General features: G+C 39.3%; 16 protein-coding genes. 7 read left to right on the forward strand and 9 right to left on the reverse strand.

The window, feature by feature from the left end:
* Positions 1-40: 40 nt before the first annotated feature.
* The 8 genes from G7B20_RS06945 to mutY all read right to left on the reverse strand — a co-directional run bounded on the left by G7B20_RS06945 (position 41) and on the right by mutY (position 6,372).
* Entirely contained in the window at positions 41-799 is a 759-nt protein-coding gene (locus tag G7B20_RS06945) for a hypothetical protein (RefSeq protein ID WP_164109625.1), read from the reverse strand.
* A 59-nt stretch (positions 800-858) separates the two neighbouring features.
* A complete protein-coding gene (locus G7B20_RS06950) occupies positions 859-1,260 on the reverse strand; it encodes a hypothetical protein (protein WP_164109627.1) in 402 nt (133 codons plus the stop codon).
* A 6-nt stretch (positions 1,261-1,266) separates the two neighbouring features.
* Complete coding sequence (rlmD, locus tag G7B20_RS06955) at positions 1,267-2,673, reverse strand: 23S rRNA (uracil(1939)-C(5))-methyltransferase RlmD (RefSeq protein ID WP_164109629.1); 1,407 nt, start codon at positions 2,671-2,673, stop codon at positions 1,267-1,269.
* Between the two features lie 96 nt (positions 2,674-2,769).
* Positions 2,770-3,345: a TetR/AcrR family transcriptional regulator gene (locus G7B20_RS06960; protein WP_164109631.1), complete on the reverse strand. Its 576-nt coding sequence runs from the start codon at positions 3,343-3,345 to the stop codon at positions 2,770-2,772.
* A 3-nt stretch (positions 3,346-3,348) separates the two neighbouring features.
* Complete coding sequence (locus G7B20_RS06965) at positions 3,349-3,756, reverse strand: hypothetical protein (protein WP_164109634.1); 408 nt, start codon at positions 3,754-3,756, stop codon at positions 3,349-3,351.
* A complete protein-coding gene (gene pheS / locus G7B20_RS06970; protein ID WP_164109636.1) occupies positions 3,756-4,793 on the reverse strand; it encodes a phenylalanine--tRNA ligase subunit alpha in 1,038 nt (345 codons plus the stop codon). Before pheS ends, G7B20_RS06965 begins: the two co-directional genes overlap by 1 nt.
* A gap of 61 nt (positions 4,794-4,854) precedes the next feature.
* A complete protein-coding gene (locus G7B20_RS06975; RefSeq protein ID WP_164109638.1) occupies positions 4,855-5,304 on the reverse strand; it encodes a single-stranded DNA-binding protein in 450 nt (149 codons plus the stop codon).
* 24 nt (positions 5,305-5,328) lie between these two features.
* Entirely contained in the window at positions 5,329-6,372 is a 1,044-nt protein-coding gene (gene mutY, locus G7B20_RS06980) for an A/G-specific adenine glycosylase (protein WP_164109640.1), read from the reverse strand.
* Positions 6,373-6,504: 132 nt separating this feature from the next.
* Here mutY and G7B20_RS06985 point away from each other — a divergent pair, with 132 nt between their 5' ends.
* From G7B20_RS06985 to G7B20_RS07005, 5 genes are all read left to right on the forward strand, one after another.
* On the forward strand, positions 6,505-7,353 hold the full coding sequence (locus G7B20_RS06985) for a M23 family metallopeptidase (protein WP_164109643.1): 849 nt from the start codon (positions 6,505-6,507) through the stop codon (positions 7,351-7,353).
* A 62-nt stretch (positions 7,354-7,415) separates the two neighbouring features.
* On the forward strand, positions 7,416-7,847 hold the full coding sequence (locus G7B20_RS06990; RefSeq protein ID WP_164109645.1) for a hypothetical protein: 432 nt from the start codon (positions 7,416-7,418) through the stop codon (positions 7,845-7,847).
* Positions 7,848-8,102: 255 nt separating this feature from the next.
* Entirely contained in the window at positions 8,103-9,974 is a 1,872-nt protein-coding gene (locus G7B20_RS06995) for a M1 family metallopeptidase (protein ID WP_164109647.1), read from the forward strand.
* Positions 9,975-10,295: 321 nt separating this feature from the next.
* Positions 10,296-11,426: a radical SAM family heme chaperone HemW gene (gene hemW, locus G7B20_RS07000; protein WP_164109651.1), complete on the forward strand. Its 1,131-nt coding sequence runs from the start codon at positions 10,296-10,298 to the stop codon at positions 11,424-11,426.
* Between the two features lie 190 nt (positions 11,427-11,616).
* Positions 11,617-13,065, forward strand: coding sequence for a glyceraldehyde-3-phosphate dehydrogenase (locus tag G7B20_RS07005; protein ID WP_164109653.1), 1,449 nt, complete (start codon positions 11,617-11,619; stop codon positions 13,063-13,065).
* A gap of 58 nt (positions 13,066-13,123) precedes the next feature.
* On the opposite strand, the gene G7B20_RS07010 is transcribed toward G7B20_RS07005, so the two are convergent.
* Positions 13,124-14,371 carry a 3-deoxy-D-manno-octulosonic acid transferase gene (locus G7B20_RS07010; RefSeq protein WP_164109655.1) on the reverse strand — a complete coding sequence of 416 codons (1,248 nt, stop codon included), beginning with the start codon at positions 14,369-14,371 and terminating at the stop codon, positions 13,124-13,126.
* Positions 14,372-14,436: 65 nt separating this feature from the next.
* Here G7B20_RS07010 and G7B20_RS07015 point away from each other — a divergent pair, with 65 nt between their 5' ends.
* Both G7B20_RS07015 and galE read left to right on the forward strand, forming a co-directional pair.
* The gene (locus G7B20_RS07015) at positions 14,437-15,417 is read left to right on the forward strand and encodes a UDP-glucuronic acid decarboxylase family protein (protein WP_240452826.1); all 981 of its coding nucleotides are present in this window, start codon (positions 14,437-14,439) and stop codon (positions 15,415-15,417) included.
* Positions 15,402-16,430, forward strand: a complete 1,029-nt coding sequence (gene galE / locus G7B20_RS07020; protein WP_164109659.1) for a UDP-glucose 4-epimerase GalE — start codon at positions 15,402-15,404, stop codon at positions 16,428-16,430. The genes G7B20_RS07015 and galE overlap by 16 nt, the downstream gene beginning before the upstream one ends.
* The last annotated feature ends 124 nt before the right edge of the window (positions 16,431-16,554 follow it).

Below are 16,554 nucleotides of genomic sequence, written 5' to 3' on the forward strand. Positions count from 1 at the left end.
TTTTTAATCATCAACCTGACTTGATTAAGCTGTCCTTTAGTTAATTTTGTGGAGGAATCTCTAGTTTTGGTAGTTTGACAGGAGCAGGCCTTCCTTGTTCGTCCCACGACTTAAGAGATTTGGCAATGTAATTTAACAAATCATATTGTCCCCAGTTTTTGGAAAGCTCATAAGAAGGTCTATAAATCTCCATAAAATTTTGAAGTGACTCCCCCTCTAACCCCGTATGTTCACTAACAATATCTTTGGTAAAAATCCGATCCACAGCAATTTCATTTACTTCACGATTCATATACTTTTCAAATCGCTTCATATTCTTCGCCTCCCTCCCAAAAAGATTATACAATGCTGTCGCAGGACTATTTAAATATGTTCCAACCTTATTTTTTCCTCCATTATAAATACCTTTCTTCTCATAATCTTTCAGTATATCCTCCATTTCTTGCTGTCTTGTCTTTCTCGCCACAATTACTGTTTCGATCTGCATTCCCGGCTGCATTTCCAGCACAACATCATCCAGTGTATACAATACAAGTTTCAAAGAGCCGTATCCCACTTTTGAAATAGAAAGACTATCACCAACCATCGCTTCTATATAAAATACCCCAAAGTTATTGGAAGTAACCTTCTTATTCGACTTCAAGTTAACCACGTTAACATCTGCCAACCGAAGGCCCGTGCTCTTTTCCAAGACCAAACCAGACACCTTCGGTAGGTCCGTAAGCTGCGCAGATCCCTTTTGAACAAAAAAGAACAAAACAGAAAATAAAATTGCGGTTTTGATAAAAAACTTAATCATTGACACTAATGTAAACAAATATCAGACTAGAGAATGTTAAAAAGTATTAAAGTAAAAAACTACTTAAATGGGTAAAAAACAAAATTTGCTCCCTCTGGTACCACTACAAACAGACACATAAACTCACTTGCTTTCTTAAAGTTTTTCTCAAAATAAGCCCGTCGCTCTTCCTGAATCACATTTTTATCAACAAGCTCTTCTAGCGAACTTGCATTTATTGTCCAATTTGTGTCAAGTTCAGTACGATCCAAAATTACCTCCCCAATATTAACCTCATGTTGATGTGCTACAAATATCGGATACTGCGTATAACCCTCTGCGATCATTTCGTTCGATATCTCTTTTATAGAATCGCTATAGAAATCCAAATCCACTTTTAAACTTTGCAATGGACTTGGCTGAGATGCATTTTGCGTATTTTCATGCTCAGGATGTCCTTTAAAAAGATCTTTTAAATCCATACGTTACTATTTTAACATTAATAAAACGACATTCTCTACATGTTGTGTCTGCGGGAACATATCCACCGGCTTGATACGAGTCACATCATATTTCACACTAAGCATCTCTAGGTCGCGAGCCTGCGTAGCAGCATTACAACTAACATAGACAACCTTTGGCGCTTCCATTTCTAAAATACGTTTCACGACATCGGCATGCATTCCTGCCCGAGGAGGATCAGTAATAACCACATCAGGCTTACCGTGCACAGCAATAAAATCAGTGGTCAATACATCCTTCATATCTCCCGCAAAAAACTTCGTATTATGAATATCATTAATTGCCGAGTTGACCTTCGCATCTTCAATTGCCGTAGGCACATACTCAACACCTACTACTTCCCTTGCATTTTTCGCAACAAAATTAGCAATCGTGCCTGCCCCAGTATACAAATCATAAACTAACTCTGTTCCTTTAAGATCGGCAAATTCTCTCGTAATCTTATACAGCTCATAAGCCTGACGAGAATTAGTTTGATAAAAAGATTTTGGCCCGACCTTAAACTTCAAGCCCTCCATCTCCTCATAAATAAAGTCCCTCCCACGAAACACATGAATATCCTGGTCAAAAATCGTGTCGTTCTTTTTCTGATTGATAATATAAAGCAAAGACACAATTTCAGGGAATTGAGAAGCGATATACTCCATCAACAACTCAACCTGCCCTTCCTCTGGATAGGCAAAAACAACAATAACCATAACTTCCCCCGTAGACGAAGTCCTTATAATGAGATTACGCAGCGCACCCTCATGCATACGGAGATCATAAAACGAAATCTGCTTTTCAACAGCGTAATTTCGGACAGCGTTACGCAGTTGATTCGATGGATCTTCTTGTAAAAAACAATGTTCTATATCAAGAATTTTGTCAAAACGCCCTGGTACGTGAAAACCTAAGGCATCCATATCATTCGTATCTACCTCTTCATCCTTATTGGTCAACCAACGCTTGTTTGAAAAAGTAAACTCCAGCTTATTGCGATAATACATTGTTTGTGCAGAACCCAAAATAGGCTCCATTGAAGTAGCATCCACCTTACCTATACGAGACAAGGCATTGTGTACCGATTGTTGTTTAAATTTCAGTTGAGCATCATATTCCATATGTTGCCATTTACAACCGCCGCAAACTCCAAAGTGAGGGCAAAATGGCTCTATACGATAAGGTGACGATGTTAAGATCTCTGTAACACGCCCCTCCGCAAAACTCTTTTTCTTGCGTTGCAACTCAACATTCACCACATCCCCAGGTATAGCCTTTTCTATAAACAGCACTAAATCATCGTGCCTAGCCACACCTTTTCCCTCCTCTGCAATATCGAAAATTTCGACATTACTCAAATTTCTTTTTTCTTGCGGTATTCTTCTTCCCATATACTTGCAAAAATACATTTTTAACAGCAAATTACCACTATCCTGCAATACAGGACAACAACTAATAAATACACCTGAATCCTTTGATACAAACAATTAGGCGAGGGTCGCCTGCACCAAATAAGGAAGAATCTCCTTTTGGAAAGAGATAAAATTCTTCTTAACATCGGCCTCTGTCACAGCCGTAAAAGCAAAAGAAAAGACAATATTTTTACTGGTCTTTATCAAAAATGTCAACTTTTCTTCTGCAATAGTACTTCCGATCGTTTCATTTTTAATAAACGAACTCAACAAAAGAAACTCCAAATCATCGGATAAAATCTTTAAATACTCCTGAGCATTTGTAGATTCACGTATAAATTCCCACCCCACAAACTCATTACAGACAGTATACGTCACACGGCTCACCCTTAATATTGTATTTGCTAAAAATGTAGGAAGATCTTTTTCCCGTACGCCAGAATTCAGAATATCCTCCACATTCTCGCGGATATAATCCATCAAAACCTCATGAAGAATAGATTCTTTGGAAGGAAAATACTTGTAGAAGGTTACTTTTGAAATGTTCGACTGTTTAGCCAACTCATTGACACTTGTCTTGTTATAACCATACTTACGAAAAAGCTCCCGTGCGGCTCGTTTTATGGTATACACTTGTTCTTCTTGATTCATAGGCTAATTTGTAACCAAATATGAACCACCAAAAACTCCGACTCGATACGGTTTTAACGGGCACTCAGCTATGCTCATTGGAAATCCATTGGTCAAATCCCATTTAGCTCCACTCACCGGATCACTCACAATATTGGCTCCAACCAATTCTAAGGCATTTCGTTGCTCGGGATTAACTGTACTACATCGATCATAGGCAACAAAACCATCCCCTTTATTGTAAACGATTAAGCCACAAACTCCTCCAGAGAGATATCCAGATCCAAAAGCGGCAAACAAGTTTGGATGAGATCCTTGCGAAAAACCTTCCCGTACAGTTATATTTGGCACCACATTGCACCCATTACCTCCACACCCTCCAAGTAGCGTTAAAGTCAGAATGAATGCAATATAGACACCAACTCGCTTCATTATATAATTTCCGTTTCAAACTGTGCTAAGAAACGACTATCATTCTCAGAGAAAAGACGTAAATCCTTAATTTCATACTTTAAATTAGTGACACGTTCTATGCCCATCCCGAAAGCAAACCCACTGTATTTTTTACTATCAATACCGCAGTTTTCCAATACGTTTGGATCGACCATCCCACATCCTAAAATTTCAACCCAGCCTGAGCCTTTACACAAGTTGCATCCAGCGCCTTTACATATAGTACACGAAATATCCATCTCAGCAGAAGGCTCCGTAAACGGGAAGTAAGAAGGACGGAATCGTACTTTTGTACCCTCACCATAAAGCTCCTGAACAAAATGAAAAAGTGTCTGTTTCAAATCTGCAAACGAAACATTTTCATCGACATACAATCCCTCAACCTGATGAAAAAAGCAATGTGCTCGGGCAGAAATAGCTTCATTTCTATAAACACGTCCTGGCATAATAGCACGAAAAGGGGGCTTACCCGCCTCCATCATACGAACCTGAACAGACGAGGTATGTGTACGTAGCGCAATATCGTTTCCTTCCTGTTTCTTAATAAAAAAAGTATCTTGCATATCACGGGCAGGATGCTCTGGCGGAAAATTCAAAGCTGAAAAATTATGCCAATCATCTTCGATCTCTGGTCCCTCAGAAACAACAAAACCGAGCTTTTTAAAAATCTCAACAATTTCTTTACGCACTAAAGACAATGGGTGTCTCGATCCCAGTTCCAGACCTTCGCCCGGCAGGGTCAAATCACCCTCCACTCGCTTTAAAGCATTGGTCGATTGCTGAAATTGACTTTGTGACTCCTCAAATTTTCCTTCCGCTAATTGTTTGAACTCATTCAAGACCTTCCCCAGCACACGTTTCTCTTCAGTAGAAACCGTCTTGAACTCTTCAAATAAACTCTTTACTATACCCTTAGAAACTAAAAACTTCAACCTAAATGCTTCAACATCGGCTGCCGAGCTTGGAATAAACTGCTCAATCTCTTCGGTATACTGCTTTATTTTATCTTGCAACATAAAGCCAAAGATACGGCAAAAAATAAAATTTCAAGAACCCCTTTCTCTATTATTTCATAGTTTAAAACGGTAACCCGTCTTCTTCTTCATTATTCTCCGTAAAATCGACCTGTTGTTCCTGTGTTTGGCCAGTTGTCGTCGTACCAGAAGCAGTCTGCGTATTAGTAGTTGCTTCAAAATCAGAACGTCGACCTAAAATATTAAAACTTTCTGCCACAATCTCTGTAGTATACCGACGTACACCCTCTTTATCCTCATAAGATCGGGTTCGAAGCTTTCCTTCAATGTATACCAGACGACCTTTGGTAAGGTATTTTGCCGCTACATCCGCAAGTCCCCTCCACATGACCACATTATGCCACTCCGTTTGCTCTACTTTTTTACCATCTTTATTAAAGGTTTCAGAAGTGGCAAGCGGAAAACTCGCAACACTAACATTACCTTCTAAATAACGTAATTCAGGATCTTTACCCAGATGACCTACTAAAATAACTTTGTTAACACTAGACATATAATTTAGGAATTTGATTTAGTCTTATAAATACTTATTAATAAAAGAAAAAATAAGTTTATGCTTAGCTAATTTATCCAAATTTTCTAACAAAAAGTAATCCCAGGAATCTTTTTTTTTCAAAAGTTCACCTAAACCGTCAACTCTGTAAAAACGAGCGTAGATATTTTGATGGCTCAGGACATGTTTTACCATGCCACCAATTGGCTCTGCCACTGTATTTCCGAAATATTTACGATACTCATCTCCATTGATCAGCTCTTCCAGATTTATATCTTCTTTTGATTCGATAAGTGGAAATTCATACAAATTGGCCCATACATCTTCGCCGCCACGCTTGGCCATTAACACCGTTCCCTCCTCTTCGACTATAAAATAATTAAAATATCGATTTCTAGATTTTTTCCCCTTAATCTTTACAGGCAACATCGTTATAAGATCTTCTTCAAAAGCCGCACACTCACCCTGTAAAACACATTCCTGACATAAAGGTGCTTTTGGTTTGCACACGGTAGCTCCAAAATCCATTATCGCATGATTATAGATTCCCGGATCAGTTTCACTAATCAATTCTTGGGCAAGTTGTTGAAATAGCTTTTTCCCCTCTGTGGTATTAATGGGAGTTGCTATCCCAAATACCCGGGACAACACGCGAAATACATTGCCATCCAACACGGCCTTCCGTTCACCAGCAGAAAAAGAAGAGATAGCAGCGGCAGTATACTCACCGATCCCCGGCAAGCGCAACAAATCCTCATATCGCCGAGGAAATTCACCATTGAAGTTATCAGCAATAATTTTTGCTGCCTTGTGCATATTACGGGCACGCGAATAATAACCTAAGCCCTGCCAAAGCCTCAATAGTTCGTCCTCACTCGCTTTAGCAAACTCTAAAACAGAGGGAAAATGCTCAACAAAAGTGTAAAAATACGGAAGCCCCTGCTCCACTCTGGTTTGTTGCAGAATAACCTCCGACAACCAAATAATATAAGGATCTTCGGTCTTCCTCCAGGGTAAATCCCGACCTTCAGCCCGGTACCATACAATCAGTTTATTTGCAAATGACATGCTACAAAAATGAACATTTTTAACAAACTTTAACAATAACATATTGAAAATCAACAACAACAAATTGATACTTAAGCACATAATCTGTACTTTTGCAGGCACCGTATGTAAGACACAATAAAAGTTGAAAACATGTTAAAGAAAAAATCATCTGTATTGATTTGCATAGAGGGATATAAAGACAAAAGCCTGCAAGTCCCCACACTGATCGTAAAACACTGGAAAAACATAGCCCTATCTGTACTAGTTCTTATCGTTGCTTCTTTAGGATCCGTATTATACTTATCAAACAAGCAAGAAAAAGACTTAAGCTCCAAGTACGAAGCCACCCTTGATCAAGTAAATAAAAAGAACCGTCAATTGGCATTAAAAAAAGATGAAACAGACAAAGATATAATCGAAGCTAAAAAATCATTCAACAAGATCGACTCGACACTCGAGCGTATTAATGAGAAAATGAAAAACCGAGGACTAAAAACCATCGCATTACAAAATGCAGGCGGTCCTATCGAGATTGACGAAGAAAACATAGATCTTTTGAGTGAATATTATGAAGAGGCATTAAAGGATCTTGACAAAAAGCTATCTAATATACCAATTGGCATACCCCACAACGGCAAAGTAACATCCAAATTTGGTTATAGATCCAACCCATTCACAAACAGAGGAAGAGAGATGCATTCCGGCGTAGACCTAAAAGGAAAGACGGGAGATCCGATCAAGGCTACTGCAACAGGCAAAGTTACCTTTGCTGGGTATGATGGAGATTATGGGTACGTCGTTAAAGTAAAACATAAGAATGGATACGAAACACGTTATGCGCATCTTTCCAGAACCAAAGTAAAACAAGGACAAACTATCGATGCAGGTAAAATCATAGGTCTATTAGGTAGCACTGGTCGAAGTACAGGCCCCCATCTACATTATGAAATATTGAAAAACGACAAAAAAATAAATCCAGAAAAATACTTTAAACTTTAATCTTCTTACGGGGCTGTCAAAAAAGGATCTGACAGCCCCGTTAAAGTTTTTATCTTTGTTTGATGAATCAAACATTTCGTATCAATACATTGCACAGAGGCAAATATATGTTTTGCTTTTTTGCCCTTCTATTTATTTTCGGTGGAGCAAGCTCCTATATCCCTCTTCCAGAAATATATAAGATCGTCATTGTACTATTTACAATTCCTATTATCTTGTATGTATCCGTAAAAATAAGCCAACATCCATCAACATGGACACTAAACGAAGAAAGCCTAACGGTGAGCTTCGCAGACAAAACGCTAACATACCCTATCATAGACATAGACCACATCCGAAGCCTAACCCGATCCGGAGGCAATTTATATGTCATCTATTTACGAAAGAAGAGTCCTACTAGATATTGGCGTAACAAACTATTTCAGGACGACGACGACAACCTCTTACTCCATCAGGCAATGTTAGAAAGCCAGATTGAGTATTTCAAGTTTTAGTCGTACTCCCTATTATCATTACTCAATTTTCAAAGCACAGGCATTATAATTAACATCTGTTTTTGTATGTTTGAACTATGAAATATCCATGTAGCAGAACTGCACAAACACCAATGACCGCGAAGCAGCATGCACACCAATTGCAACAAAGTGTGCATAATATAGTTTGGATATTCCATCCCGAAGAATCGGGACAAGATAATGGCAACTGAAAATCAAACCGAGCTTGTGAGCTCATGAAATAATTATATATATATGAAATTAAAACTATACCTTTTACTACTAATATCTTTCGTATGCATCCATTCGTCTTTCGCTCAACGCAAAGGCTATTGGCAGCAAAAAGTTGATTATAAAATATACGTCGATGTTGATGAAAAAAACTATCAGTACGATGGACAAATGACGCTGAAGTATACCAACAACTCTGGCCAAAGTCTTTCAAAAGTATATTTTCATCTGTATTTCAATGCCTTCCAGCCGCAAAGCATGATGGACTACAGACTATCCAATATCTCTGACCCAGATAGCAGGATGGCCACAAATCTAGGCACCAAAGAAAACCCGAAATGGGAAAGCCGTATCGCTAAACTAAAACCAGAACAAATTGGCTATCAAAAGATAAAAACCCTAACCTTTAATGGTATTAATACCCATTTCAAAAACGACGGAACAGTATTAGAAGTAACACTTCCCTCCGCTCTTACAGACGGCACTACCGCAACATTTGATTTGACATGGACAGCTCAGGTACCCGAACAGATTAGACGGAGTGGTCGCAACTCAAAAGAAGGTGTAGCGCTATCAATGGCACAATGGTACCCGAAAATGGCACACTTTGACGAATTCGGCTGGCATTTGGACGAGTACGTGGCACGCGAATTCGTGGCTCCTTTTGGCAACTTTGATGTATCCATTCAATTGAATAAAAACTACATCGTTGGCGCCTCCGGCGTATTGCAAAACCCAAACGAGGTAAAAGGCTATAAGAAAAAAGCAAAAGTAAGCGCACAAAACAATAAAGCTACCTGGCACTACAAAGCCGAAAACATACATGATTTTGTATGGGCTGCCGACCCCAAATTTATTGTTGATTCCATACAAAGCCAAGCAGGTGTCAAACTGTACACCGTTTATATTCCGACGAATGATTCTATTAAAAGCAACTGGAAACAAGCTCTTCAACTTGCCGCAGATTTCTTAGATTTGAGCGGAAAGAAATTTGGCCCTTATCCATGGCCTACTTACACCATCGTACAAGGAGGAGATGGAGGAATGGAATACGGCACAGCAACGCTGGTCACCGGAGGCAGAAATATAAAAAGCTTAGTAGGTGTTATCTTTCATGAAGCAGCCCATTCTTGGTACCAACATTTATTCGGTATCAATGAGACCGTAGACGAGTGGTTCGACGAGGGATTCACCAGTTACGTAGAAGAACTGGGTATGCAACAATTATTCTACAAAAAAGGAGCTTTGGAAACCAACCCGATGATCGATGCCTACCGGGCATATTACAAACTAGCCTTATCTGGGAAAGAAGAACCCATGAGCTTATTAGCAGACTATTACAATTCCAACTACGCCTACAGCAATCAAGCATACAATAAAGGCGCTGTATTGGCCGAACAATTAGGGTATATCATCGGAAAATCTAACTTAGAAAAAACATTTTTGAAATTCTATGAGGTATGGAAATTCAAACATCCAACACCGAATGACTTCAAGCGCGTCGCCGAAGAGATTTCAGGGATTAATTTGAAATGGTATTTTAATCTTTTTGTAAACACCACGCGCCAGATTGATTACGCTATTCAAGAGGTTACTGACAACACAATTACCTTAAAAAACAAATCCAATCTGGCTATGCCGATAGATGTATTAGTCGAGTACAAAGATGGTTCCAAAGAACTATTCTACATCCCGCTACGAGAGATGCGCGGCGAAAAACCTGCTGAAGACTACAGCATCTACCATAATGTAAAAAGAACCGTATTAACAGATTGGAACTGGACAATACCGACCTACAAAGTTCCTGTAGACAAAGTGCCGTCCAAAATTTGGATAGATCCCACGCAGCGCTTAGCGGACATTGAAGCTAGCGACAATTATTGTGACCATAACTAAAAGTAAAACTTTGTAAATAAATAAGGGGTTGTCTCAAAAAAATCAACCCCTTATTTACCTAAGCAACCTGTTATATACCGCTAAATAATAGGTATATTAGATCACAATACACGTGCAATCTACCAACAAACCTAACTTAAAAGCCACTGAGTCCGTGATGAGCACAAGTCTAAGTCGGAGCCCCCCCGCACTATCCACACACACCTCCCTCAGAACTGCCTTCATCATACTATCTATACACTATCTAGCGTGCTGTACTTTCACCTATAAAATACCCAATGAATCACATTTTAACTACCTTTGTCTATTCAAGACTCAAAAATGATCTATTTTCATATTCCATTCTGCAAGCAAGCCTGTCACTATTGTGACTTCCATTTCTCGACCTCCCTAAAATACAAAGAGGAAATGTTGCTTGCTTTGGAAAAAGAACTGGGCTTACGTTCGGACTATCTGGATAGCAAAAAGATAACCTCCATCTATTTTGGTGGGGGTACACCATCCATTCTCGATGCATCCGACATCCAACGACTAATAGATCAAGTAGCTCGACATTACGATATAGACCCGCTAGCGGAAATCACACTAGAGGCCAACCCGGATGACCTTACCGCTCAAAAAACAAAAGCATTAAAAACGTCTTCAATCAATAGATTCAGTATAGGTATACAATCCTTCTTTGAAGAAGATCTTACCTGGATGAATAGAGCACACAATGCACAGGAAGCCGACGCCTGTATCAAGAGAGTACAAGATGCTGGTTTTGAAAACATCACCTGCGACCTCATCTATGGATACCCCTTGCTATCCAACGAAAAGTGGATGTCAAACATGAACAAATTAGTCGGCTTAGCTGTTCCACACATCTCGTCGTATGCAATGACCGTCGAAAACAAAACAGCATTGGCCCATCAGATCAAAATGGGGAAGACCCCTGCTATCCTTGAAGAACAGGCAGAAGAACAAATGAACATGTTGATCGACACGCTAACAGGTAATAACTATGAGCATTACGAGATTTCTAATTTTGCTAAAAAAGACCATTACGCCAAACACAACACAAGTTACTGGAAAGGCAAACATTATTTAGGTATAGGCCCTTCAGCCCACTCTTACAATGGTAACTCCCGGAGCTGGAATATCGCAAACAATGCGAAATATATCGCCGCTATCCAAGAAGGAGAAATTAATCAAGAAGTTGAAACACTCACACTTCATGAGCAATACAATGAATATATCATGACTTCTCTACGAACAATGTGGGGTGTCGATCCCTATAAAGTACAGCAAATGTTCGGCACAGATTATCAAACACATTTACTCCATGAAGTACAACCTTTTATAGAGCAGGAGAAAATAAAATTGGATCAAGATGGTTGCTATAAGCTAAGCAATAAAGGAAAACTTTTCGCCGATTTGATCGCATCTGAACTCTTTTTAATTGACAAATAGAATAAAAACAAATATCCCCCTTACTAACGAAACACATTTTTTTAAATAATCGACAACAAAAGCGCCTAAATATTAAAAATTCAAAAAAATAACACTATACAGCATTTGAATTTTTATCAATTATTCAAAAACATTCTACTTTTACGTTATTTATCTCCTATTTTTGCGGCATAATAATTATAACAAAATTATGGTACAAAAATCAACTTTTGAATCCGAGATCAAAAGTTATAAAAGTAAACAAAACGCTGCCGTTAAACTTATAGAGATTGTCAGCAACCTATGGTATAATCATTCCATTGAATTGGTCTTTTTCCGCAACCAACTTTTTGACCGTCGGGTAAGCCGCATCCTGACATTACATCAAGAATCAAAAGCGCTTTCGGACAGTCCAATAAGCATTTTTGAGACTTTACAGATCGCTGAATCGATGCAACATTTAAAGCTAGCACCTTCACGTTTAGACATTGGAAAATTAGCTTTAGAAGTCCGTAATCAAAACATCGACGAGGAAAACATCCTTTACTTTATAAAAAAAGAATTGCTTTCTGCCCAAGAGCACAAAACGTTTGAACCAAGAGACGTTGTACTCTATGGATTTGGCAGAATTGGCCGATTACTAGCCCGCGAATTAATCAGCAAGGCTGGTGCGGGACACCAACTAAGGCTACGTGCCATTGTAACAAGAGACAACGTAGACATCCAGACCCTTCAAAAGAGAGCTACATTATTACAAAATGATTCCATACATGGCGATTTCGAAGGTGTCGTAGAAGTAGACGAAACAAAAGGAGCATTAATCATCAACGGAGCTACCGTATATATAATTTCGGCAAAAAACCCCGAGGAAATTGACTATACCAAGTACGACATCGATAATGCACTCATAATAGACAATACGGGTGCGTTTAGAGACAACAATGAACTCGCTAGACACTTGTCCTCTGTTGGAGCAGCTCAGGTATTGTTAACAGCTCCTGGAAAAGGAGTACCTAATATCGTATATGGTGTCAACAACGACATGATTGACGTTGAAAATTCTGCTATTTTCTCTGCCGCTTCATGTACAACCAATGCCATCTCTCCGATTTTAGAAATCATACAGAACAGATTCGGCATTAAACATGGCCATATAGAGACAATTCACTCCTATACCAATGACCAGAATTTGGTAGACAACATGCACCGAAAAAACCGTAGAGGTCGGGCAGCTGCTCTAAACATGGTGATAACAGAAACTGGGGCAGGATCTGCAGTAGCTAAAGTCCTACCCGAACTTACCGGGAAACTAACATCCAATGCCATACGTGTGCCTGTTCCAAATGGCTCCCTCGCCATTTTAAACCTTGAAATCAGCAAAAAAACAACGGTAGAAGAACTCAATTCTGTTTTGAAAGAAAGTGCGCTATACGGCAGCTTGGTTGAACAAGTAAAATATTCTGACAACGAAGAGCTGGTATCTTCCGATATCATAGGCACATCAGCATCTTCTGTCGTAGATGCTCCTGCAACAATCGTCGCAGCAGATGGAAAACATGTCAACCTTTACATATGGTATGACAATGAATATGGCTATACACATCAAGTGATGCGCTTAGCTCGCCATATAGCAGGTGTAAGAAGATACACCTACTATTAACAACGTCCAATTTTCAATTTTTTAATAAATCGAGGCTGTCTTTCGGGGCAGCCTCTTATTATTTTCCTAAAAGCCCTTCTGTCTCTAGATATTTCATAATAATCTGAGTCGCCCCTGCTCGCTGCTTGACATATTCTATCCCGGCATCCCCGATCGCATCTCTCCTTCCTTCATCTTGCAAAATACGGCACACCTGATACAATTCATCATAGTTTGAAACAGAAAAACCCACCATTAATGTTACTAAATCGACGGCTTCTTGAAATTTCTCATAGTTAGGACCAAAAACAACCGGCTTACCATAGGTAACAGCTTCTAGCGTATTATGAATACCTGCACCAAACCCTCCTCCAACATAAGCTATATCTGCATAATAGTATAACGAAGATAGCAGGCCAATGTTATCGACCACTAAAACTGGAGACTCATTTACCTGTTGTGTACTATATGTTTCAAACTCGGAATATCGGATACTATTAGGAAACAAACTACAGATTTCATCTATATGTGACTTATTGATTTCATGTGGTGCCAATACTATTTTCCAGCCGTTTATGTTTTGTATCAAACGCTGTAAAAGAACTTCATCTTTCGGCCAGGTACTCCCTGCCACAATAACCTTAGCCTTTCCTATAAAATCGTCCATATATTTTACGGATTGATGCTGTCTAGGCAATTCAACCACCCTATCAAAACGTGTATCTCCAGCCAGGCCCGAATTTGTAACGCCAATCCACTTTAACATATGCACAGAATCCATATTCTGTGTGAAGAAAAAAGAGACTTTTTTAAGTATAGTCCTATAAAAGCCGCCATAAGGTTTGAAAAATAACTGCTGTTCCCGAAATATTGCCGATATCATCAATAACCGGACATCCTGACGCTTTAACTCGGTAAAGTAGTGATACCAATATTCATACTTTGTAAATACCGCAAACTTAGGTTTAACGATAGACACGAAACGTCGGGCATTTCTCCGAGTGTCTTCAGGAAGATAAAACACATAATCTGCCAAATTCGTATTCTTTCGTATCTCAAATCCGGATGGAGAGAAAAAAGTTATTACAATTTTTTCCTGTGGATATCTTTTTTTTATCTGCTCCAAAACGGCTCGTCCTTGCTCGAATTCTCCTAAGGAAGCAAAGTGGAACCAAATATGTTTTCGCCCATTTTCAATCGTTTGTTCTATAACATCCAGCCCTCCTTTTCGCCCTTCGACCCATAACCTAGCCTTGGGATGAAATAGCGCTACAAGGCGCAAGATCATACCGTAAGCCCCAATTCCTAAATCGTATAACACTCGCATATTGTGAAATAATACTTATCTTCGTCAAAGATATTAAACCTTTTCTAATTCGAAACAACGTGCAGGTGAACGTCCGAAAAAGAATATTAATTACAGGTGCAGCGGGATTTTTAGGATCGCATCTATGTGACCGTTTTATACAGGAAGATTTTCATGTCATCGGGATGGATAATCTAATCACAGGTAGTCTTCAGAACATAGAACACTTATTCGGATTAGAGAATTTCGAGTTTTTTCACCATGATGTATCTAAATTTGTCCACGTACCAGGTCAATTAGATTATATCCTTCATTTCGCCTCACCAGCAAGCCCAATAGACTATCTCCGTATACCCATACAGACGCTAAAAGTAGGGTCGTTAGGCACGCATAATCTCTTGGGACTCGCTAAAGACAAAAAGGCAAAAATACTTGTCGCATCCACTTCCGAAGTATACGGTGACCCCTTAGTATCTCCTCAACCAGAAGACTACTGGGGCAACGTAAATCCTGTCGGGCCACGCGGCGTATATGACGAGGCAAAGCGATTTCAAGAAGCGATGACCATGGCTTATCATAATTTTCACGGTTTAGACACTAGAATCGTCCGCATTTTCAATACTTACGGTCCCCGCATGAGGCTTAACGACGGCCGAGCACTACCTACATTCATCAATCAGGCACTCCGAGGCGAAAACATTACCGTCTTTGGCAATGGCGAACAAACCCGTTCGTTTTGCTATATTTCGGATCAGGTAGAGGGTATCTACAGACTCTTGCTTTCTGACTACCATTATCCAGTAAATATTGGCACCCCCGAAGAACTTACCGTAATAGAACTTGCCAAAGAGATCATCACCTTAACAGAGAGCACCTCTACTATCGTATTTGAATCTCTTCCGGAAGATGACCCCAAAAGAAGGCAGCCAGATATTTCTTTAGCAAAAAGGATACTAAGTTGGACACCAGAGGTCAGCCTAAAAGAGGGACTGGTTAAATCAATTACATACTTTAAAAATATTCTTTCAGAAGAGAATAAAAATCAAAATATATGGACAAAATATTAGTGACAGGTGGTACTGGATACATAGGATCACACACCGTTGTTGAGCTTTTCAATGCTGGATACACCCCCATAATAGTAGATAATCTTTCCAATTCGAACATTAAGATATTGGATCAAATTGAACGTATCATCGGTATAAAACCTGAATTCCATCAACTAGATCTATGCGATGAAAAGGCAACACGTGATTTCATCACCAGTCAGCCGGATATCCGTGGTGTAATACATTTTGCCGCATCAAAGGCTGTTGGTGAGTCTGTTGCAGACCCATTGAAATACTATTACAACAATTTCTTCTCATTGATTAACATCTTAAATGCATACAAAGAAAAACCGATCAACTTCGTGTTTTCATCCAGCTGTACCGTGTATGGAGAGCCAGACAACTTGCCTGTTACAGAAAGTGCACCTGTTAAAAAAGCTACGTCTCCTTACGGAAACACGAAACAGATCGCTGAAGAAATATTAGTAGAAACTGCTACGGCCTATAACAATTATAATATCATTGCATTAAGATATTTTAATCCTGTAGGCGCACATAATTCAGCCTTAATTGGAGAACTACCTAACGGTGTACCTCAAAATCTATTGCCTTTTATCACACAAACAGCTATAGGAAAACGTGAAAAGTTGACGGTATTTGGCAATGATTATGATACCGCAGATGGTTCGTGCATAAGAGACTATATCCATGTAGTGGACTTGGCTAAAGCACATGTCGCAGCGATCGGTTTGTTAAAGAAAGGTAATCCAAATGGCAAATACGATGTGTTTAACGTAGGAACAGGAAATGGGTACTCTGTGTTAGAAGCTATATCAGCATTTGAAAAAGCTTCAGGACAAAAACTGAATTATGAATTCGGCCCAAGGAGAGAAGGGGATATTATTAAAGTCTGGGGCGATGTCACCAAATCTACCAAAGAACTAAATTGGACCGCTGAACTAGGCATTGACGAAATGATGTCTTCAGCTTGGGAATGGGAAAAATACCTCAAAGACAATCCTATTATTTAAAACAAGAGGATGTCTTAAAGGCCGCAAAGCAAACGTCAGCTCGACCTTGTGGAGAGGTCTATGAACTGTATAGGGTTAATATATAGCTTCTAGATATCTCCACTAGGGTCGATATGACGATAAA

The organism is Sphingobacterium sp. xlx-96, from assembly GCF_011007365.1.
GTDB classification, from domain to species: domain Bacteria; phylum Bacteroidota; class Bacteroidia; order Sphingobacteriales; family Sphingobacteriaceae; genus Sphingobacterium; species Sphingobacterium luzhongxinii.